The sequence below is a fragment of the Anaeromyxobacter sp. SG64 genome, assembly GCF_022690745.1.
Lineage (GTDB): Bacteria > Myxococcota > Myxococcia > Myxococcales > Anaeromyxobacteraceae > Anaeromyxobacter > Anaeromyxobacter soli.
In genome coordinates, this window is the sequence record NZ_JALCZB010000012.1 from 1 (window position 1) to 20,122 (window position 20,122).

Below are 20,122 nucleotides of genomic sequence, written 5' to 3' on the forward strand. Positions count from 1 at the left end.
CGGCGCGGGCCCTCGCCGACGCCGCGGTGCGCGCCGCGCCGCGGGCCGCGATCGCCCACGAGGCGCTCGGGATGGTGCTCGACGCGCAGGGTGAGCGGAAGGAGGCCCGCCGCGCGCTGGAGCGGGCCCTGGAGCTCGAGCCCGGACGCGCGTCGGCCAGGGCGCGCCTGAAGAGCCTCCGGTGGAGCTTCCTCGGATGAGCGACCTCGATCCCGTCGTCGGCATCGACCTCGGCACCACGAACTCGGTGGTCGCCACTGTCCAGGACGGCGTCCCGCGCGTCATCCCCGGGCGCACCGGACAGCCGCTCACGCCCTCGGTCGTGGCGATCGCGAAGAACGGCAAGCGCCTCGTGGGCGCGCTCGCGAAGCGGCAGGCGATCACGAACCCCGACGGCACGGTGTTCGCCGCGAAGCGGCTCATCGGCCGGCGCTGGGGGTCGCAGGAGGTCGAGGACGCCCGCAAGGTCCTGCCCTACGCGCTCGTGGCGGGCCCGGAGGGGAACGACGTCCGCGTGGAGCTCGGCGGCCGCGGGGTCTCCATCCCGGAGATCTCGGCGCTCGTGCTCGCCGAGCTGAAGGGGGACGCGGAGGCGTTCCTGGGCCGGCCGGTGCGCCGCGCCGTCGTCACCGTCCCCGCCTACTTCAACGACGGGCAGCGCCAGGCCACGAAGGACGCGGGGCGGATCGCCGGGCTCGAGGTGCTGCGGATCGTGAACGAGCCCACGGCCGCGGCGCTCGCCTACGGGTTCGGGAAGCACGTGCAGAGCAAGGTCGTCGTGTTCGACCTCGGCGGCGGCACGTTCGACGTCTCGGTGCTCGACATCGGCAGGAGCGTCTACGACGTCGTCGCCGTCGGCGGCGACACCTACCTCGGCGGCGAGGACTTCGACCGCCGGGTCATGGACTGGCTCACCTTCGGCTTCGCGAAGGAGCACGGCGGGGTGGACCTTCGCCAGGACAAGATGGCGCTGCAGCGGGTCCGCGACGCGGCCGAGCGCGCCAAGTGCGAGCTCTCCTCCACCCAGACCGCCGCGATCCACCTGCCGTTCCTGCTCGGCGGCGGGGAGGGCAAGGGCGCCCTGCACCTCGACCGCCAGCTCTCGCGCGAGGGGCTCGAGGAGCTCACGAAGGACCTCGTCGATCGCTGCATCGCCGTCACCGATCGGACCCTGAAGGACGCCGGCGTCCGCCCGGCCCAGGTCGGCGAGGTGATCCTCGTCGGCGGGATGACCCGCATGCCGCGCGTGCAGCGCGCGGTGCGCGAGTTCTTCGGGCGCGAGCCGTGCAAGGGGGTCCACCCGGACGAGGTGGTCGCGCTCGGCGCGGCGATCCAGGCCCACGCCCTCGCGGCGCCGGCGAAGGGGGACGACGTCCTCCTCCTCGACGTCACGCCCCAGAACCTCGGCCTGCTCGTGGTGGGCGGCTACTTCCAGACGGTCATCCCGCGGAACACCACCGTCCCCACCGCGCAGACCCACCTCTTCACGACGGTGAAGGACGATCAGACCTCCGTGCGCATCGCCGTCCTCCAGGGCGAGAGCGAGCGCGCGATCGAGAACGAGCTCTTGGGCGAGTTCGTCCTCGACGGCATCCCGCCCGCCCGGCGCGGCGAGATCTCGATCGAGGTCACCTTCGAGATCAGCGCGGACGGCATCGTCGGCGTCTCGGCGAAGGACGTCGCCACCGGGCAGCGGCAGTCGATCACGGTCACCGCCACCTCCGGCCTGACCGAGGAGGAGCTGCGGCGGATCCTCGACGAGCAGCTCGACGAGCAGCTCCAGCGCAAGCAGACGACGCGCGAGATCGAGGAGCGGCGGCAGTGGGTCAGCCGGATGGTGAACGAGGTCGAGGCGCTCGTCCCCGCCGCGCGCGACGCGATCGAGCGGACGCGCTTCGGGGGGGACGCGCTGAGGAAGGCCGAGGCCGTGCTCGCGCGGGCGCGGGCGGCGATGCAGGCGCGGGACGGCGACGCCCTCGCCGCGGAGGTGGAGCCCCTCGAGCGCACGCTCGCGCTCTTCCAGGGGCTCGCCGCCGGCGGGCGCACGCCCGGGGGACGGTGAGCGATGGCGACGGTTGCGGAGCTCATCGACCAGGGCGTGAAGGCCTACCTGGCCGGGCGCGTGAAGGACGCGCTGGCCGCGTTCCAGGCGGTCCTGGTGCTCGATCCCGGCAACGCGAAGGCGCGCGGGTACATCGTCCGGATCCACGCCGTGACGCCCGCCTCGACGCCCACCCCGGGCACGTTCCGGGCGGTGACGCCGGTGCCCGGTTCGCGGTACGTGACGCCGCACCCCGTCCCGGCCTCGCCGCGGCCCGAGCGCGGGCAGGAGTTCGCGCCGTCGCCCTGGGACGACGGTCCGGCGGCCGCCGCGACCTACGTGCTCGAGCCGGGAGGCGGCCTGGATCTCGAGGCGGTCTCGGAGAAGTCGGGCCTGCGACCCCTCGTGCCGGAGGGCGCCCCGGGCGCCCCGGGCGGCGCGGACCGGCGGGGCGAGCCGACCGCGTGGCTCGCGGCCGCGAAGGAGCTGTTCGCGCTCGGCGACTTCTCGGGCTCGCTCGAGCTCATCGAGAAGGTCCTGCAGGTCGATCCGGACCACCCGGAGGCGCGCGCGTACCTGGCGGAGAACGAGGCGACGCTCGTCGCGATGTACGAGTCGAAGCTCGGCCCGCGCACGGGCGTGCCGCGCCTCGCCATCCGTCCAGAGGAGGTCCTCTGGCTGAACCTCGATCACCGGGCCGGCTTCCTGCTCGCGCAGGTCGACGGGACGGTGGACTTCGAGGCGCTCTTCGCCCTCTCCGGCCTGCCGCGGCTCGACACGGCCCGGATCCTCGCGCGGCTGCTCGCCGAGGGCGTGATCGCGGTCTAGGAGGCGAGCGAGCGCGCCTCCCGGCGCGGGCCGCGCTGGAACGCGACGGCATTTTCTGCTACGTCGCGGGGACCATGAGCCGCATCTACAAGTCGCTCCCGCCCAAGGGAACCGCCCTCGGAATCGCCTTCAGCGGAGGCCTCGACACCCGCTGCGCCGTCGCCTGGCTGTCGGAGCAGGGCATGGCCGTCCACGCCTACACGGCAGACCTCGCGCAGCCGGACGAGGCGAACCCGGCCGACATCCCGCCCATCGCGCTGCAGCACGGCGCCGTGAAGGCGCGGCTCATCGACTGCCGCGACTCGATGGTGCGGGAGGGGCTCGCCGCCATCCAGTGCGGCGCGTTCCACCTCTCCTCGGGCGGCAAGAAGTACTTCAACACGACCCCCCTCGGCCGCGCGGTGACCACGACCGCCATCGTGCGGGCGATGCGCGAGGACGGCGTGCACGTCTTCGGCGACGGCTCGACGCACAAGGGCAACGACATCCAGCGCTTCTACCGCTACGGGATCCTGGTCGACCCCGACCTCAAGATCTACAAGCCTTGGCTCGACCAGGCCTTCGTGACCGCCTTCGGCGGCCGCAAGGAGATGAGCGAGTACCTCGAGCGCCGGAAGCTCCCCTACAAGATGGGGACGGAGAAGGCCTACTCCACCGACGCCAACGTGCTCGGCGCCACGCACGAGGCGAAGGACCTCGAGCGGCTCGACTCGGGCATGCGGATCGTGAACCCGATCATGGGCGTCGCGCACTGGAAGCCGGAGGTGGCGGTCAAGGCCGAGGAGGTCACCGTCGCCTACGAGAACGGCCAGCCGGTGGAGCTCAACGGCAAGCGCTTCGAGTCGCCCTACGAGCTGTTCCTCGAGGCGAACCGCATCGGCGGGCGCCACGGCCTCGGGATGAGCGACCAGATCGAGAACCGCGTCATCGACGCGAAGAGCCGCGGCATCTACGAGGCGCCCGGCATGGCGCTCCTCCACCTCGCCTACGAGCGGCTCCTCTCCGCGATCCACAACGAGAACACCCTCGATCTCTACTTCACGCTCGGGCGCAGGCTGGGCCGGCTGCTGTACGAGGGCAAGTGGTACGACCCCGAGGCGATGATGCTCCGGGACGCGCTCACGCGCTGGATCGCCCCGGCGGTCACCGGCTCCGTGAAGGTCGAGCTGCGCCGCGGAGACGACTGGACGATCGTCGCCACGAAGGCCGTGTACATGAGCTACGCGCCCGAGAAGCTCTCCATGGAGCGGGTGGAGGAGCCGGCGTTCACGCCGGAGGACCGCATCGGCGCGCTCGAGCTGCAGAACCTGAACGTGGGCGACAACCGCGCGCTCCTCCTGCACCACCTCGACGCGGTGCGCGCGCTCGGGGCGGCGAAGAGCGGGCCGAGCATCTCGGCGCTGCTCGGGGCCGGCGAAGACGACGAGTGACTCGAGGCGCGCCCGGCGCGCGCCGCGCGAGTCGTCACGGAGCCCCCGTCGGCCTCGCCGGCGGGGGCGTCCTGCTTTCGGGCACCGCCCGCCGCGCGCGCCGCCCTGCGCGCGCCGTGGCGGCTGCGCCGCGGGCGTGCGCCCGCTCCACCGCGCGAGCCCGAGTGCGAGGGAACCCGTGCGTCCCCTCGCCGGCGCCGCCGGCCCGCGGTACGTGGCTGCGGGGAGGTGGACCATGAAGGACTTCCATTGCCGGGACGTGGGGATGAGCTGCGACTTCGTGGCGCGCGGGAGCAACGAGCAGGAGATCCTGGATCAGGCCGGTCGTCACGCGCAGCAGGCGCACAACCTGACGGTGACGCCGGAGCTCGCGGACAAGGTGAAGGGGCTCATCCACGACGAGTCGAGCGACGCCCACCAGCGGTCGATGGCGCGGCGCTGAGCGGCAGCGCGTGACGGTGCGTGATTCGCGACCACTCGGTGTCGCGAATCACGCCGTCGCTCGAGCCGTCAATTCCGGACGATCGCCGTCCAGACGCCCTTCACCACCACGCGCCCGTGCTGGTTGCGCGTGGTCGTGGTGACCTCGACGAAGTCGAGGTTGCCGCGCTCCTGGAGGCGGGTGATCTCGCCCTCGGTCTCGAGGACGTCGCCCGGCCGCACCGGCTCGTGGAACTCGAACTCCTGCTCTCCGTGGACGAGCCGGAGGACGTTCACCGCGAGCTCCGGATCCGAGCAGGCCCGCGCGAACGGCTCGATGGCGAACGTGGTCGCGAACGTCGGGGGCGCGACGATCCCGCCGTGCGGGGACGCCTTCGCGGCCTCCTCGTCCCAGGTCCACGGGTGATGAAACCGGTCCGGCGGGCTCGGGAACGCATGGCCGGGGACGCCGCCGCCGGTGGCGGCCACGAAGTCCTTGATCTGCTCGACGCTCACCTGGAACCGGTACGGCCCGTAGCGGCGGCCGAGGTGCTTCCTGTCGACGGGCACGATCACCTCTCCTCGACGCGGCCCTCGGCCACGGCGCTCTTCAGCACGTCCTCACCCCGCTGGTTCCTCGCGGAGAGCTCCAGCTTCACCGCGCTGCCCTCGACGGCCACGCAGCGCCCCTCGATCCGGATGACGTCGCCCACCTGTACGGGCTTCGTGAAGCGGGCGCGCACGCGCACGAGCCGGGCGGGATCGTCCAGGTACCCCACGCACGCGTCGGAGAGCCACGAGAACGTGCACATGCCCTGGAGGATGACGCCGTGGTAGCCGGCGGCGCGGCCGACCTCGGGGTCGATGTGGATCGGGTTGAAGTCGCCCGACGCGCCCGCGTAGTAGACGGGACGGTAAGGATCGACCTCCCGGACGAGCTCGAAGGTGTCGCCCGCGGTGAAGTCCTGGAGGCGTTTCATCCCATCCCTGTAAGGGAGAGCGGACGGCAGCACAAGTCTCCGGCCCCGGCCGGCGCGCCTGACGCCGCGCGTCACGCGACGCTCGCCAGGGCCGAGCCGAGCCGTCGCGAGGTTCACGGCGGCGGCGCCCGGTCACCCGCGCGGATCGAGCGGGTCCTCCACCTCCGCCGCCCGGGCGGCGTCCTCGCGCCGGCGCGCGAAGGCGCCCTGCACGAAGTCCATGAGGCGGTCGAGGTAGCTCGCGATGGGCGGGCAGCGGATGCCGGTGCCCTCGAGCAGGTCGAGCAGGTTGCGCGGGTTGTAGATCGCGAGGTGGTTCACCCGCGCGAGCGCGGGGCGGTGCGGGCGGGAGAGCCGCTCGAGCACGGGGAGCTGGAGGATCGCGTCGAACGCTCGGGACGGGAAGGCGATCGAGGGGAGCCGCTTGCCCGCGCGCGCGGCGATGAGCTCGTACACGCGCCGCGTCGAGAGCGGCGCGGGGTCCACGAGGTGGACGGTCTTGCCCGCCGCGGCGGGGTTCCGGGCGATCGAGAGCGACGCCTCGACGACGAAGTCGATCGGCACGACGTTGAGCGGCGCCGAGCCGGCGCCCGGGAGCGGCAGCGGGACGGCGAGCGGCGACGCCACGAGGAGGATCGCGAGCGCGTACGGGCCCTCGAAGCGGTCGATCTCGCCGGTGCGCGAGTCGCCCACCACGATGCTCGGCCGGTAGATCGTCGCGGGAAGATCGGCCTGAGCGCGGCGCACGAGCAGCTCCGCCTCGTACTTGCTCTCCTCGTAGGCGTCGTGGAAGCGCTGGCCCAGCGCCAGCTCGTCCTCGAGGATGACGCCCTCGCGGTCGCCGGAGACGAGCGCGGTCGAGAAGTGGTTGAGCCGCGCGAGCCGGCGAGCGCGCTGCGCGAGCTCGAGGACGTTGCGGGTGCCCTCGACGTTCACGCGACGGACGTAGCGCGGATCGGCCCCGAGCCAGGAGATGGCGGCGAGGTGCCAGACGTCGGTCACCGCGCCGGCGAGCGCCTTGAACTCGGCGCCGGAGAGGCCGAGGTGCATCTGCTCGACGTCGCCCTCGACGACCTCGGTGTGCCGCGCCCCCAGCGCGGCGAGCTCGGCGCGCGCGGCGGCCGCGTGCTTCGGCTGCACGAGCAGCACGAGCCGGCCGCGGTCGGGCGCCGCCTGGGCGAGCTGGCGCACGAGGCGCTTGCCGATGAAGCCGGGGTAACCGGTGACGAGCTGGACGCGCTCGGAGGAGGGCATCGGCGGGGTCAATAACGTACGGCGGGTGCGTTGGGAAGCTTCCGCCCGAGGCCCCGCCGGAGGTCCGCGAGGAGGCGGTCCGCCTTGGGGCCGAGGTCCTCCTCGTCGGCGTTGTCCACGAGGAAGTCGGCCCGCCTGGCCTTCTCGTCGATGGGGAGCTGCGCCGCGAGGCGCGCGTCCGCCTCGGCGGGGGTGCTCCCGTCCCGCCGCACGACCCGGGCGCGCTGCACGTCGCGCGGCGCCCACACCACGACGACGCTGTCGAGCGCCGCGTCGAGGCCGACCTCGAAGAGGAGCGGCACGTCGTAGAAGGCGAGGTCGTGTCCGAGGCCGGCGAGGCGGGCGGTCTCGGCCACCATCGCCGCGCGGATGGCCGGGTGGGTGATCTCCTCGAGGCGCCGGCGCGCCTCCGGGTCCGAGAAGACGATGGCGCCGAGCGCCCGCCGGTCGAGGGCGCCCCGGGCGTCGAGCACGCCGGGCCCGAAGACGCGCGCGATCTCGGAGAGCGCCGGGGTGCCGGGCTCGACCACCGCGCGCGCGAGGGCGTCCGCGTCGATGACCGGGACGCCCCGGCTGCGCAGGGCCGCCGCGAACGTGCTCTTTCCCGTGGCGATCCCGCCGGTGAGGCCGATGACACGCACGCTAGCGCGCCGCCTGGGTCGCGCCCGGCGCGGCGGCCCCGGCGGCCGGCGCCCCGCCGGCCGAGGGGCCCGAGGCGGCCGGGCGCGCCTTGCCCTGGGAGAAGGTGAGCGCCTCGACGTTTCCGTCCTTCCCGAAGTAGACGGTCACGCCGGCGGCGGGATAGAGCCACACCTTCTGGAAGGTGTCCTCGAGGAACGTGCGCTGCGGCGGCTTCCCGTACGTCCCCTCCACGGTCTCCGCGTCGAGCTGGGCGGTGAGGAAGATCGTGATCTCCTGCACGACGCCGGCGGGATCGACGTGGAACTGCGCCTGGCGCGTCCCCGCGGGCGCGTGCTCGCCGTGGTAGGCGAGGACGGTGCGCGCGCCGCGCTTCGCCCGCGTGACCGGCTCCCCGAAGCGCTCGACCACGTCGCGCTGGGTGCTGGCGCCGGGCTGGATGCCCTGCCAAGGGCGCGCGACCGCGAGCGCCGGCACGAGGGCGACGAGGACCAGCAGAGCAGGGTGGACGGGACGCATGAGACATTATACTCCGTGCCCGTGATCGCCCCCGTCCGTCTCGCCCTCGTGTGCGCCCTCGCGCTGCCCGCCCTCGCCCTCGCCGGCGACCGCGTCGGCCCCGAGACGTGCAAGGCCTGTCACCCCGCCGCGTACGCGCGCTGGCGCGCCGGTCCGCACGCGCGCGCCCGCGAGAGCCTGCCCGAGAAGAGCCGCGAGGACCGGCGGTGCCTGTCCTGCCACGCGCCCGACGCCGCCGACGGGATCTCCGGCGTGAGCTGCGAGGCCTGCCACGGCCCCGGCGAGCTCTACGCCGCGAGCTACGTGATGCGCGATCCGGAGCTCTCCCACGCGCTCGGGCTCGTCGATCCCGGCGAGAAGACCTGCGGCGCGTGCCACACGGAGTCGACCCCGAGCCTCGAGCGCTTCGACGCGAAGCGAAAGATGCCGCTCATCGAGCACTGGGTCGACGAGAGGAAGGGGCGCTGACGTGCCGATCCAGGTCGTCTCCGCGGAGTTCGTGAAGACCGCGACGAAGCAGAAGGAGTGGCCGATGAGCGCCACGCCGGAGCTCGCGTTCGTCGGCCGCTCGAACGTCGGCAAGTCGTCGATGCTGAACGCGCTCACGCGCAAGAAGGGGCTCGCGCGCGTGTCGGCGACGCCCGGCCGCACGCGGGCGCTCCAGTTCTTCGACATCGCCTTCCGGCCCACGCCGGCCGCGCGGCCACGCCACGTGCGCTTCTGCGATCTGCCGGGGTACGGCTACGCCAAGGTGTCGCGCGACGAGCGCGATCGCTGGGCGGCGATGATCGAGGACTACCTCCGCGCCCGCGACGTGCTCCGCGCGGTGGTGCTCATCGTCGACGCGCGCCACGCTCCCTCCGAGAGCGACGTCGACGCCGCGTCGTTCCTGCGCGCCACCGGCCGGCGCGTGCTCGTGGCCGCGACGAAGATGGACAAGCTGCCGAAGACGCGGCGAAGCGCCGCGCTCCGAACGGTCGAGGAGACGCTGCAGCTCGAGCGGGGAGACGCGGTGCCGTTCTCGGCGATCGAGGGCACCGGCACCGACGCGCTCTGGGCGCGCATCGCGAGGTCCGCGTCGGACGAGGGGGCGCCGGCGCCGGCCGGGACCGGCGCGTAGCGCCCCCTCGCACCGAGCGCCCGCGGCGCTCAGTGACCTGCCGACGTCGTGGGCGGAAGCCCCGACTCCACTCCCATCTCGCGCTGGAAGTCCTGGCCCGTCCGGCCGCGGTTCTTCCAGGCCTCGCCGACGAGCTGGCGCATCTCGTCGCCCCGCTTCGGCGCGAACATGAGGCCGAGGCCGGCTCCCACGAGCACCCCCACCGCGAACAGGCCGAGGCCGGTGAAGACGTCGGTCGTCGGGCTGCGCTCCTCGAGCCCGATGCGCTTCAAGAGCGCATCCCGCTCCAGGTACTTCTTCATCAGCTTCCAGTTCATGTTCATGTCCATCGAGTCCCTCCCGCCCGCCTCGGGCGCCGCTCTTAGGCTGCGCACGGTCGTTCTCCCTCACATTCACCCCGGCGGGCGGACCTCCTGCGGCCGCGCCTCGCGCCGCCGCGCGCGGCGGATGGAAGCCCTCACGTGCGGACGGTCGTCACGACGCCTGCTGCCTCGATCGGCCGGAGCTCGGGCGGCCGCCGGGCCGCCGGCGCGAGCTCGAGGTCCACGACGATGGGCAGGTGGTCCGAGGCGCGCCGCGCCACCGGGTCGCGCACGACCGTGCTCCGGACGACGGTGAACGCCGAGTCCACGAAGACGCGATCGAGCCGCAGCAAGGGAAAGCGGGACGGGAAGGTCGGCGCCTCGTCGCCCGACGCGTGGGCGCAGTCGACGAGCTGGCGCCGGAGCCAGCGCGGGACGGCGGAGCGGTTGGAGAGCGAGTTGAAGTCTCCGACCAGGACGAGCGGGTGGGCGAGCGCCGCGTCGCGCAGGATGTCGGCCGAGAGGAGGGCCGCGACCTGGCGGCGGCGCTCCCTCCAGTGCAGGCCGAGGTGGGCTGCGAAGAAGTGGACGCGCAGGCCGGCGATCTCGACGTCCGCGCGCAGGCAGCCGCGCGGCTCGCGGCCGGGGACCGAGAGGTCGTAGGTGCGCGTCGCGTCGATGGGGTGCCGCGAGAGGATCCCGTTCCCGTAGGGATGGCCGTGGAAGCTCCGGGTGGGTCCGAAGGCGCTGTGCATGCCGGTGAGGCGCGCGAGCACCTCCGCGGCGTCCTGCGGCCCGCCCGCCGAGAGCTCGCCGCCCACCTCCTGCAGCCCGACGACGTCGGGGCGCAGCTCGTCGATGACCCGCGCGATGCGCTCGGGATCGCGCCGCCCGTCCGTCCCGCGGAGCGAGTGGACGTTCCAGCTCATCACTCTCACGACCTGAAAGCTAGGACGCCGGCCGCGAGGCCGGGGGATCAGCCGCGGCGGCGCGCCTCGAGCTCGCCCAGGATGCGCTCGAGGCGGCGCTCCTCCGGGCCGACGTCCAGCCCAGCCGCCCTCGCCCCCTCCACCACGGCCAGGCAGAACATGAACAGATCGACGTGCGCGCGGTCCGGCCGCTCGCCCGGATGCTCGAGGAGGAAGTGCGTGAGCCTCGCCTCCGCCCCGGCGAGGTCGCGCAGGCAGACGGCGGCGGGGAGCCCCTCGAGCGGTCCCGTGCTGGAGGTCACCGGCGGGAAGGCGAGCCCCGCGTCCGTGAGGGCGATCTCGGTCCCGCCATCGCGCAGCAGGGCCAGGTAGGCACGCCCGGTCGTCGCGTCCCTCCGCTCCTCGACGGCGGCGAGGGCGGCGTAGTCGAGCGGGAGCGCCTTGCCAGAGAAGACGTCGAGGAGCGACGGGCCCGTCGCGTCGAGGAGGAGGGCGAAGGGGCGCTCGCGGACGTAGCGCTCGACGAGAGCGCGCTGCGCTGCCCGGTCGGTGACGGCGGTCATGATCTCTCCGGGGCGGTCCAGCAGATCTCGACGATCGTCAGCTCCGCCTCGCCGGCGGGGCGCTGCACCACGACCGAGTCGCCCTCGCGCTTGCCGAGGAGCGCCCGGCCGAGCGGCGCGTCCACGCTGATGAGTCCGGCCGGGACGTCGAACTCGTCGGGGCCCACGAGCCGGTACGTCCGCTCGTCGCCGTCCTCCCCCTCCACCGTCACCCAGGCCCCGAAGAACGCGCGCCCGTGCGGGTGGGGCCGCGGCACGATCACCGTGAGCGCGTCCATCCGCTGGGATAGGAAGCGCAGCCGCCGGTCCAGCTCGCGCAGCTTCTTCTTGCCGTAGATGTACTCGGCGTTCTCGCTGCGATCGCCGAGGGCGGCCGCGGCCTCGACCTCCGCCACGATGCGGGGGCGGTCCACGGACCAGATGCGCTCGTGCTCGGCGGCGAGCCGGCGGAAACCTTCGGGCGTGATGTAGCGGGGCGGCTTCGACATGGCGGCGGGACAGGCTTCATTGTAACCTCCGGCGGACCGTGCGGATCAGCGACCTCCTCCGCTTCGCCCGCGAGCGCGGCGAGCCCATCTTCTCGTTCGAGTTCTTCCCGCCGAAGACGGACGACGGAGTCCGCCAGCTCTTCGAGACCGTCGAGGCGCTCCGGCCGCTCGGGCCCGCCTACGTGTCGGTGACCTACGGCGCCGGCGGGTCGACCCGGCAGCGCACGCTCGAGCTCGTGAAGCGGCTCAAGGGCGAGACCGAGGTCGAGGCGATGGCGCACGTCACCTGCGTCGGCGCCTCGCGCGAGGAGCTCGCCGGCGTCCTCGACGAGCTCGCGGACGCGGGGATCCAGAACGTCCTCGCCCTCCGCGGCGATCCCCCGCGCGGGCAGGCGAGCTTCGAGCCGCACCCGGAGGGCTTCCGCTACGCGAGCGAGCTCGTCGCCTTCATCCGCTCGCGCCCGGACCGCTGGCGCTTCTGCGTGGGCGCGGCGGCGTACCCGGAGGGCCACGTCGAGACGCGCGACCTCGCGGCCGATCTCGCGCACCTCAAGATCAAGGTGGAGGCCGGGGCCGACTTCCTCGTCACCCAGCTCTTCTTCGAGAACGCGCACTACGTCCGCTTCGTCGAGCGGGCCCGCGCGGCGGGCATCACCGTGCCGATCGTGCCGGGGATCATGCCGTTCACGAACGTGGACCAGACCGAGCGCTTCACGGCGATGTGCGGCGCGGCCATCCCCCCGCCGCTGCGCGCCGCGATGGAGGTCCGCCGCAGCGATCCGGACTCGGCGCGAGATCTCGGCGTCGCCTACGCCACCCTGCAGTGCGCCGAGCTCCTGCGCCGCGGGGCGCCCGGCATCCACTTCTACACGCTCAACCGCTCCACCTCGACCCGCGCCATCGTGGCCGCGCTGCGGGCGAGCGAGCCATGGAGAGGCTGAGCGCCCGCTGGCCGGCGCCGCGCTGCGCTCGGAGGGCCGGAGGCCCGCCCGGGCCTTGCCCGCGCCTTAGATTCCTGGAGTGAACGGCCGCTTCGCCCGCTTCGCCCTGGCGATCTCGGAGGTGGTGGGGACGCCCCGCGCGTTCCTCCTCGCGCTCGCCCTCGTGGTCGGGTGGGGGGTGACCGGGCCGCTCTTCCACTTCAGCGACAGCTGGCAGCTGGTCATCAACACCGGCACGACGGTCGTGACCTTCCTCATGGTGTTCCTCATCCAGGCGACCCAGAACCGCGAGACGCGCGCGCTGCACCTGAAGCTCGACGAGCTCATCCGCTCGCAGCGGAAGGCGAGGAACATCTTCACCGACCTCGAGCACGCGACGGACGACGAGCTCGCGGAGCTCGAGGCCGAGTTCCGGAAGGTCCGCGCGCGCGCCGAGGCGCGGCAGGCGGCGAAGAGCGCGGGCAACACGCACTGAGGCGAGCGGACGGCGCGGCCCGGCGGTGTCGCCACCCCGTGCTACGTGGAATCGCCCGCCGAGGGAGGGCGCTCGATCTCCAGCGCCGCGAGCACGCGCGCCGAGTTCACGAGCGCCACGTGCGTGAAGGCCTGGGGGAAGTTTCCGAGCAGCCCAGCGGCGGGATCGTATTCCTCCGAGAGGAGGCCGACGTCGTTGCGGAGCGAGAGGAGGCGCTCGAAGAGGGCCCGCGCCTCGCCCACCCGGCCCGTCACGGCGAGCGCGTCGACGAGCCAGAAGCTGGACGGCAGGAAGTACCCTTCTCCCGGTGGGAGCCCATCCACGTCGGCGTCGTCGCGGTACCGGCGCACGAGCCCGTCGTGGACGAGATCGCGCTCGACGGCGCGGACGGTGCCGAGGACACGCCGGTCGTGCGGCGGCAGGAACCCGACGAGCGGCAGGGTGAGCAGGCTCGCGTCCACCTCCGCGGAGCCGTAGGTCTGCGTGAACGTGCCGCGCGCCGCGTCGTATCCCCGGCGGCACACCTCCGCGTGGACGTCGTCCCGCACCCTGCGCCAACGCGCGGCGGGTCCATCGAGCCCGAACCGCTCCACGGCCCGCGCGGCGCGGTCGAACGCCACCCACGCCATCACCTTCGAGTGCGTGAAGTGGCGGCGACCGCCGCGCACCTCCCAGATGCCCTCGTCCGGCAGCTGCCAGCGGGACTCGAGCAGCTCCACGAGCGCCCGCACCACCTCCCAGCCCCGCGCAGCCGGCTCGACGCCGCTCTCCGCCGTCGCGTGCAGGGCGGAGAGCAGCTCGCCGAACACGTCGAGCTGCCGCTGGCCCGCGGCGGCGTTCCCGACGCGGACCGGCGCGGAGCGCGCATGGCCGGGCAGCCAGGGCAGGATGAGCTCGGGCAGCTGCCGCTCGCCGGCGACACCGTAGAGGACCTGGACCTGCTCCGGGGCGCCCGCCACCGCGCGCAGGAGCCAGTCTCGCCACGCGCGCGCCTCGTCCCGGTAGCCGGCGTGCAGCAGCGCGTACAGCGTGAGCGCGGCGTCCCGCACCCAGCAGTACCGGTAGTCCCAGTTCCGCTCGCCGCCGAGCCGCTCCGGAAGCGAGGTGGTCGGTGCCGCCACGATCCCGCCGGTCGGGGCATACGTGAGGGCCTTCAGCGTGACGAGCGATCGCACGACCGCGTCGCGCCAGGGCCCGGCATGCAGGACACGCCCCGACCACGCGGTCCAGTACGCGTCCGTCTCGGCCAGCAGGGCGGCCGGATCCTCCGGGTTCGGCGGGCGCTCGTGCGAAGGAAACCACGCGAGCTCGAGCTCCGCGCTCGCCCCGGCCTCCAGCGCGAACTCGGCCGTCACCGAGCCAGGGCGGACGTGAGGCTCGATGGTGCCGCGGTACGCGAGCGCGTCGGGGCCGCCCACGAGCACGAGCTGGCCGGCTGATCGCCACACCCACGGCAGGATCGCCCCGTAGCCGAACCGCGGCGCGAGCTCCATGCGCATCTCCACGCGCCCGCGGACGCCCTCCACGATCCGGAGCACCCGCGGCGGGCCCCTGCGCGGGGGCATGAAGTCGACGAGGCGCACCGTGCCGTCGGGTGTGTCGAGCTCCGTCTCGAGGACGAGCGAGCCCGGCCGATACCGTCGGCGGACTGCGTGGGCAGGGGCGAGGGGCGCGACGCGCCAGAGGCCGTGTCGCTCGTCTCCCAGCAGAGCTGCGAACACGGCGGGCGAATCGAAGCGCGGCAGGCACGCCCAGTCGATCGAGCCGTCGGATGCGACGAGGGCGGCGGAGTGGGTATCCCCGAGCAGCGCGTGTTCCGAGATCGAGGCAGGCATCATCGTCCTCCCTCGCAACGTGCGTGCCGCTCAGAGAAAGATGTGAAGGCCGATCCCGGCGAACGACACCTCCTCCGAGAAGAACTGCCCGTAGCGCCCAGCGGCGCCGCCTGCCGCCGGGCGCTCCGGGCGACGGGCCGAGCTCGACGCCCGCGCGCAGGCTCACGTCGGCTGCACGCTCGGTGGACCACGAGCAGCGCTCTGGCGCCGCGGCGACCCCTCGCGCCTGCGGCCGAGCGGCGCACGCGCGTGAGGCATTGCGCGCCGGCCGGCGCCGCGCCGGGACGTTCGCGCCGCCCCTGGGCGAGCGGGGTGGGGACCCGGTGTAAACGAATCCGACGGAGATGCCGGTCTTCCTGACACGCTGACGCCCGACGGCAACGGCCGATTGACCGCGCTGCCGCATGACGGCGCCGCCCTCACCGCTTCTCGACCGTTCGTCGCGCTCGCATCGTGCCTCGGGCCGAGCTTTGCAGGGGGTCGCGAAGGGGGACATTCCATGAAGCTCCACCGCATCCGCTCCACGCTCGTCGCGCCAGGCGTCCTCGCAGACCGCGCCGTCCGGCTGCGCGTCTTCCTGACGGTCGTCTCGGTCGGCGCTGCGCTCGCGTGCCGGGAGGCCGAGCCCCCGCCGCGACTCGCTCGCGCAGTCCGCGTCGCCACCGTCGGTGCCCGACCCACCGGGACCCCGTCGCGCTTCGCGGGCGCGCTGGAGCCGGAGACACGGCTCGAGCTGAGCTTCAAGCTCGGGGGCCGCGTGGCGAGGCTTCTGGAGGTGAACGCCGACGAGGGTCGACGTGCCGTGCAGGAGGGAGACGTCGTCCGCAAGGGTGCCGTGCTCGCCACGCTCGACCCGCAGGACCTGCTCATGCAGGCGCGCGCGGCGCAGGCGTCGCTCGCGAACGTCGAGGCGCAGGAGCGCTCGGCCGAGGCGGCGCTCGCGCAGGCCGAGCTCGATGCGCGGCGCGCGCGCTACCTGCTCGAGCACCAGACCATCGCGCGTGCGGAGCTGGATCGCGCGGAGACCGCACTCCGTACGGCCCAGGGAAACCTCGCGGCGGCGCGGGCGCAGCGCCGCTCGCGCGCGGAGGAGGCCGCGCTCGCCGCCGGGAACGTCGAGGACACGCGGCTCGTGAGTCCCGTGGACGGCGTCGTCGCCCGGCGCGGCGTGAACGCCGGCGAGCGCGTCGGACCGGGGCAGCCCGTCTTCACGATCCTCCGCACCGCCGAGATGAGGACCGTCTTCGGCGTGCCCGACGGACGGGTGAACGATCTCGCGCTCGGCGATCGGGTCCCGGTGGAGGTGGACGCGCTGCCGGGGCGCCTCATCGAGGGGAGGATCACCAAGATCTCGCCGGTCCCGGATCCCGGGCTGCGCTCGTACGCGGTCGAGGTGACGATCCCCAACTCCGCGGGCGCGCTCAAGCCGGGGATGGTCGCCACCGCCCGGATCGCGCCGGACGACGCCCGCGAGGCGATCCTCGTCCCGCTCTCCGCGGTCGCGCGAGCGCCCGACGGGAAGGGCTTCGCCGCGTTCGTGCTGCGCGAGGGCGGCCGGCACGTCGCCGCGCGCCGGGTGGAGATCGGCGACCTCCACCAGGACGACGTCGCGATCGTCTCGGGGCTCTCGGGGGGCGAGCGCATCGTGGTGGACGGCGCACAGTTCCTCCACGACGGGCAGCAGGTCGAGGTCGTGCCGTGAACATGCACCCGGCCGGCGGGCGCTTCAACACGGCGCGCTTCTTCGTCGAGCACCCGCACATCGCGTGGGTGGCGCTCGTGGCGACCCTCGCGTGGGGCGCCTGGGCGTACGTCCAGATGCCGCAGCGCAAGGATCCCGAGATCCTCGTGAAGACCGCGACCGTCACCGCCGCGTGGCCCGGAGCGGAGGCCGCCGACGTCGAGCAGCTCGTTGCGCGCCCGCTCGAGCTCCTCGTCGCGCAGGTGCCGCACGTGGACGAGATCGAGTCCATCACGCGCACCGGCACGACCACGCTCTTCGTGACGCTCGAGGACGACGTCGGCAAGCAGGAGCTCGAGGAGGCCTGGAACGATCTGGAGTCGCGCCTTCAGACCCTGCGCGGGCTCCCTGCCGGCGCGCTCCGCCCGTTGCTCAACACGCACTTCGGAGACACCGCGACCGTCCTGTACTCCGTGGCGAGCCCGCCGGTGGACGAGGTGGAGGTCGACGTGCGGGCGGCATCGATCCGGAAGGCGATCGAGGCGCACCGCGCGGGGAAGCCGGACGCCGCCGGGCGCGCGGCCAAGGTCTTCGTGTTCCCGGCGGGCGTGGACGGCCGGACGGTCGCGGCGGCCGCGCGGAAGTACCTCGAGACCGGCGAGCGGATGGGGGCGATCGCGGACGGCGCGGTCCTGGGCGGCGGCGGCTTCGTCGCGATCGACTACTCGCCGCGAGGAGAGGAGCGGATCGCGGCGCTCGACGCGCACTTTCGCCAGGAGGTGATGGGGGGAGAGCTCCCGCACCCCGACATCTGGACGCCGATCCTGGTCCGCGACCCCGCCGCCGTGCGCGCACAGCTCGTGGCGTCCGCCGGCGACAAGTACAGCTATCGCGAGCTCGACGAGTTCACGACGGTCCTCCGCGACGAGCTGGCGCGCCTGCCCGCGGTGGGACGGGTCGAGCGGTACGGGGTCGTCCCGGAGAAGCTGTACCTGCTCTACTCCCAGGAGCGCCTCGCCTCGTTCGACCTCCAGCCGCAGCGAGTCGCCGCGGCGCTCCGGGGGCGGAACGTGATCCTCCCGGGCGGGAGCGTCGCCGCGGGGCGGCAGACGATCTTGCTCGAGCCCTCGGGTGCATTCGAGGACGAGCGCGACGTGCTCGACGCGCCGGTGGCCCGGACGAAGGACGGGCGGACGGTGTACGTCCGGGACGTCGCCGAGGTTCACCGTACGTACGAAACGCCGGTCTCCGACGCGAGCTGGGTCTCCTGGCGCGACGCGCGGGGCGGTTGGCATCGCACGCGCTCGCTGGCGGTCGCGGTCCAGGCGCGGAGCGGCGTGCAGGTGGCGGAGCTCGGTCACGAGCTCGACGCTCGTGTCGAGGAGCTGCGTCACCGGCTCCCGGCGGATCTGCGCGTCGTCAAGACGAGCGACCAGCCCGAGCTCGTGCGCGAGAAGATCGGGGAGTTCTCGCGAAGCCTCGTCGAGGCGGTCGCGATCGTCATCGGGGTGGCGCTCTTGTTCATGGAGCGGCGGAGCGCGCTGCTCGTCGCGGCGAGCGTCCCGCTCGCGCTCGCGATGACCTTCGGGCTCATGCAGCTCCTGGGGATCGACCTCCAGCAGGTCTCGATCGCCTCGCTCATCATCGCGCTCGGCCTCCTGGTGGACGATCCCGTGGTGGCGGCGGACGCGATCAACCGTGAGCTGGCCGCCGGCACGCCGCGGAGGCGAGCCGCGTGGCTGGGCCCGACCCGGCTGGCGAAGGCGATCCTGTTCGCCACGCTCACGAACGTCGTCGCGTTCGCCCCCCTGCTCCTCGTCGAGGGATCGATGGGCGAGTTCATCTACTCGCTCCCCGTGGTCGTCTCGCTCGCGCTCCTCTCGAGCCGGGTCGTGTCGATGACGTTCATGCCGCTCCTCGGCATGTACCTGCTGCGCGGGCAGCGCGGAGTCGAGGCGGGCGGCGCGCGGTCCGCGCGGGTCGCCGCCTGGTATCGCCGCGCGGTCGACGCGATGCTCCGTCGCAAGCGGCGCAGCCTCGTCGCCGCGGCGGTGTTCCTGGGGGTCGGGCTCGCGCCGGCGCTCCTCATCCGAACGCAATTCTTCCCGGAGGAGGACCTGGAGCGCTTCTACGTCGAGGTGCGGCTCCCGGAGGGTTCGGACGTCCGGGCGACGCACGACGTCCTCGAGCGCGCGCGCACGACGATCCTCGCGCGGGAGGGAGAGGCGCTCGAGCAGATCACCTCCTTCGTCGGCGGTGGCGAGCCGCGCTGGTGGGCGAACGTGGGCCCGGAGCCGAAGAACCCGGCCTACGGCGTGCTCATCCTCCAGGCTCGGGACCCGGCGGAGTCCCGGCCGATGCAGGGGCGGATCCAGGAGACGCTCACCCGTTCCGTGCCGGGAGCCCGGTTCGCGGTGTACCGGCTCTCGTCCGGCGCGCCTGCGGTGGTGCCGGTGGAGGTCCGCATGTCCGGCCCCGACATCCAGGTCCTTCGCCGCCTCTCCGAGGCGGCGAAGGGGATCTTCCGGACGCTCCCCGCGAGCGGCGAGGTGAGCGACGACTGGGGAGCGGAGGGCGCCCGGCTCGGCGTCGAGGTGGACGACGCGCGCGCCGGCCGCGCCGGGGTGACGCACGCGGACGTGGCGAGCTCGACCACGACCGCGCTGAGCGGGCAGGCCGTCACGCAGCTCCGCGACGGCGATCGCCTCATCGACATCGTCCTGCGGCTCACTCCGAGCGAGCGCGCCTCGACCTCGAGCGTGCGAGATCTGTACGTCTGGGGCGCCGAGGGAGGACGCGCGGTCCGGCTCGACCAGATCGCAGCCCTCGAGGAGAGCTACGAGCCGCAGAAGATCGTCCGGTACCGGCAGGAGCGGACGATCACGGTGGGCGCGAGTCCGCGCGCGGGCGTGCTCGCGTCGACGCTCCTCGGCGACGCGCGGCCCCGGCTCGAGGCGATGCCGCTGCCGCCGGGGTACCACCTCTCCTACGGAGGTGAGTACGAGCAGCAGACGGAGGCGTTCGCCGGGGTCGCCGTCGCCTTGAAGGTCTCCATCGCGCTCATCTTCCTCGTGCTCGTGTGGCAGTTCGCGAGCGTGTTCAAGCCGCTCGTCGTCTTCGGAGCGCTCCCGTTCGGGATGGTCGGTGCGGTGCTGGGGCTCTGGGCGACGCGGACGAACTTCGGGTTCATGGCGTTCCTGGGCGTCACGAGCCTCATGGGCGTCATCGTGAGCCACATCATCGTGCTGAACGACTTCATCGAGGAGGCGCGGGAGGAGGGTGTGCCCCTCCGGAAGGCCGTGGTGGACGCGGGCCTCGTCCGGCTCCGGCCGGTGCTCACCACCGTCCTCGCGACCGTAGGCGGCCTCATCCCGCTCGCGATCGAGGGCGGGCCCATGTGGCAGCAGCTCGTGTACGTCCTCGTCGCGGGGCTGCTGCTCGCGAGCTTCGTGACCCTCGGCGTCGTGCCCCTGCTGTACGTGGTGCTCGTCGAGGACCTGAAGCTCGTCGCCTGGAAGCCGACGGAGCGGGACGACGCCGCCGCGCACACGTGACGAGGCCTGAAACGCGTGGGGCACCCTTCCGCCGGCTCGCGAGGGCCCGATGCTGCATGTGCGATTCCCGGGCTTGAGCGCTCACCCGCTCCCGGACGAGCATCGCCGCTCTTCGTCTGGGGA

The 20,122-nt window shown here is 73.4% G+C and carries 21 protein-coding genes; 11 read left to right on the top strand and 10 right to left on the bottom strand.

All coding sequences use genetic code 11. The features are described from left to right. From MNZ29_RS05690 to MNZ29_RS05710, 5 genes are all read left to right on the top strand, one after another. Positions 1–200: tetratricopeptide repeat protein (locus MNZ29_RS05690; RefSeq protein ID WP_242353548.1), on the top strand; the 200-nt coding region annotated here is incomplete at its 5' end. Beyond that, positions 197–2,062: a molecular chaperone DnaK gene (gene dnaK / locus MNZ29_RS05695; protein ID WP_242335673.1), complete on the top strand. Its 1,866-nt coding sequence runs from the start codon at positions 197–199 to the stop codon at positions 2,060–2,062. The genes MNZ29_RS05690 and dnaK, both read left to right, overlap by 4 nt. Positions 2,063–2,065: 3 nt before the next feature. After that, the gene (locus MNZ29_RS05700) at positions 2,066–2,869 is read left to right on the top strand and encodes a tetratricopeptide repeat protein (protein WP_242335676.1); all 804 of its coding nucleotides are present in this window, start codon (positions 2,066–2,068) and stop codon (positions 2,867–2,869) included. Between the two features lie 74 nt (positions 2,870–2,943). After that, complete coding sequence (argG, locus tag MNZ29_RS05705) at positions 2,944–4,299, top strand: argininosuccinate synthase (protein WP_242335679.1); 1,356 nt, start codon at positions 2,944–2,946, stop codon at positions 4,297–4,299. A gap of 235 nt (positions 4,300–4,534) precedes the next feature. Beyond that, positions 4,535–4,741 carry a DUF1059 domain-containing protein gene (locus MNZ29_RS05710; protein ID WP_242335682.1) on the top strand — a complete coding sequence of 69 codons (207 nt, stop codon included), beginning with the start codon at positions 4,535–4,537 and terminating at the stop codon, positions 4,739–4,741. A 68-nt stretch (positions 4,742–4,809) separates the two neighbouring features. Here MNZ29_RS05710 and MNZ29_RS05715 read toward each other — a convergent pair whose 3' ends face one another. The 5 genes from MNZ29_RS05715 to MNZ29_RS05735 form a co-directional block, all read right to left on the bottom strand. Then, positions 4,810–5,289 (bottom strand): MaoC family dehydratase N-terminal domain-containing protein, encoded by a 480-nt coding sequence (locus MNZ29_RS05715; protein WP_242335685.1) that lies wholly within the window; start codon positions 5,287–5,289, stop codon positions 4,810–4,812. Between the two features lie 2 nt (positions 5,290–5,291). Next, on the bottom strand, positions 5,292–5,699 hold the full coding sequence (locus MNZ29_RS05720; protein ID WP_242335688.1) for a MaoC family dehydratase: 408 nt from the start codon (positions 5,697–5,699) through the stop codon (positions 5,292–5,294). A gap of 132 nt (positions 5,700–5,831) precedes the next feature. Continuing rightward, complete coding sequence (locus MNZ29_RS05725) at positions 5,832–6,953, bottom strand: SDR family oxidoreductase (protein ID WP_242335691.1); 1,122 nt, start codon at positions 6,951–6,953, stop codon at positions 5,832–5,834. An 8-nt stretch (positions 6,954–6,961) separates the two neighbouring features. Further along, complete coding sequence (coaE, locus tag MNZ29_RS05730; RefSeq protein ID WP_242335695.1) at positions 6,962–7,594, bottom strand: dephospho-CoA kinase; 633 nt, start codon at positions 7,592–7,594, stop codon at positions 6,962–6,964. A gap of 1 nt (position 7,595) precedes the next feature. After that, positions 7,596–8,111, bottom strand: coding sequence for a hypothetical protein (locus tag MNZ29_RS05735; RefSeq protein ID WP_242335698.1), 516 nt, complete (start codon positions 8,109–8,111; stop codon positions 7,596–7,598). A 21-nt stretch (positions 8,112–8,132) separates the two neighbouring features. Here MNZ29_RS05735 and MNZ29_RS05740 point away from each other — a divergent pair, with 21 nt between their 5' ends. Beyond that, positions 8,133–8,579 carry a cytochrome c family protein gene (locus MNZ29_RS05740; protein ID WP_242335701.1) on the top strand — a complete coding sequence of 149 codons (447 nt, stop codon included), beginning with the start codon at positions 8,133–8,135 and terminating at the stop codon, positions 8,577–8,579. Position 8,580: 1 nt separating this feature from the next. Then, the gene (gene yihA / locus MNZ29_RS05745; RefSeq protein ID WP_242335703.1) at positions 8,581–9,231 is read left to right on the top strand and encodes a ribosome biogenesis GTP-binding protein YihA/YsxC; all 651 of its coding nucleotides are present in this window, start codon (positions 8,581–8,583) and stop codon (positions 9,229–9,231) included. A gap of 29 nt (positions 9,232–9,260) precedes the next feature. Here the strand turns inward: yihA and MNZ29_RS05750 are convergent, their stop codons facing one another. From MNZ29_RS05750 to greB, 4 genes are all read right to left on the bottom strand, one after another. Continuing rightward, positions 9,261–9,605, bottom strand: a complete 345-nt coding sequence (locus MNZ29_RS05750; RefSeq protein ID WP_242335706.1) for a YtxH domain-containing protein — start codon at positions 9,603–9,605, stop codon at positions 9,261–9,263. A gap of 83 nt (positions 9,606–9,688) precedes the next feature. Then, positions 9,689–10,462, bottom strand: coding sequence for an endonuclease/exonuclease/phosphatase family protein (locus MNZ29_RS05755; RefSeq protein ID WP_242335709.1), 774 nt, complete (start codon positions 10,460–10,462; stop codon positions 9,689–9,691). 47 nt (positions 10,463–10,509) lie between these two features. Next, positions 10,510–11,025, bottom strand: coding sequence for a hypothetical protein (locus MNZ29_RS05760; protein ID WP_242335712.1), 516 nt, complete (start codon positions 11,023–11,025; stop codon positions 10,510–10,512). Next, positions 11,022–11,513, bottom strand: a complete 492-nt coding sequence (gene greB, locus MNZ29_RS05765) for a transcription elongation factor GreB (protein ID WP_242335715.1) — start codon at positions 11,511–11,513, stop codon at positions 11,022–11,024. Before greB ends, MNZ29_RS05760 begins: the two co-directional genes overlap by 4 nt. A gap of 38 nt (positions 11,514–11,551) precedes the next feature. Here greB and metF point away from each other — a divergent pair, with 38 nt between their 5' ends. Continuing rightward, a complete protein-coding gene (gene metF / locus MNZ29_RS05770; RefSeq protein WP_242335718.1) occupies positions 11,552–12,454 on the top strand; it encodes a methylenetetrahydrofolate reductase [NAD(P)H] in 903 nt (300 codons plus the stop codon). Between the two features lie 79 nt (positions 12,455–12,533). Next, positions 12,534–12,929 (top strand): low affinity iron permease family protein, encoded by a 396-nt coding sequence (locus tag MNZ29_RS05775; RefSeq protein WP_242335721.1) that lies wholly within the window; start codon positions 12,534–12,536, stop codon positions 12,927–12,929. A gap of 41 nt (positions 12,930–12,970) precedes the next feature. Here the strand turns inward: MNZ29_RS05775 and MNZ29_RS05780 are convergent, their stop codons facing one another. Continuing rightward, the gene (locus MNZ29_RS05780) at positions 12,971–14,764 is read right to left on the bottom strand and encodes a glycoside hydrolase family 15 protein (protein ID WP_242335724.1); all 1,794 of its coding nucleotides are present in this window, start codon (positions 14,762–14,764) and stop codon (positions 12,971–12,973) included. A gap of 499 nt (positions 14,765–15,263) precedes the next feature. Here MNZ29_RS05780 and MNZ29_RS05785 point away from each other — a divergent pair, with 499 nt between their 5' ends. Together MNZ29_RS05785 and MNZ29_RS05790 are read left to right on the top strand one after the other, a co-directional pair. Beyond that, positions 15,264–16,466, top strand: a complete 1,203-nt coding sequence (locus tag MNZ29_RS05785) for an efflux RND transporter periplasmic adaptor subunit (protein ID WP_242335727.1) — start codon at positions 15,264–15,266, stop codon at positions 16,464–16,466. Positions 16,467–16,468: 2 nt separating this feature from the next. Further along, positions 16,469–19,999, top strand: a complete 3,531-nt coding sequence (locus MNZ29_RS05790; protein ID WP_242335895.1) for an efflux RND transporter permease subunit — start codon at positions 16,469–16,471, stop codon at positions 19,997–19,999. Positions 20,000–20,122: the final 123 nt, after the last annotated feature.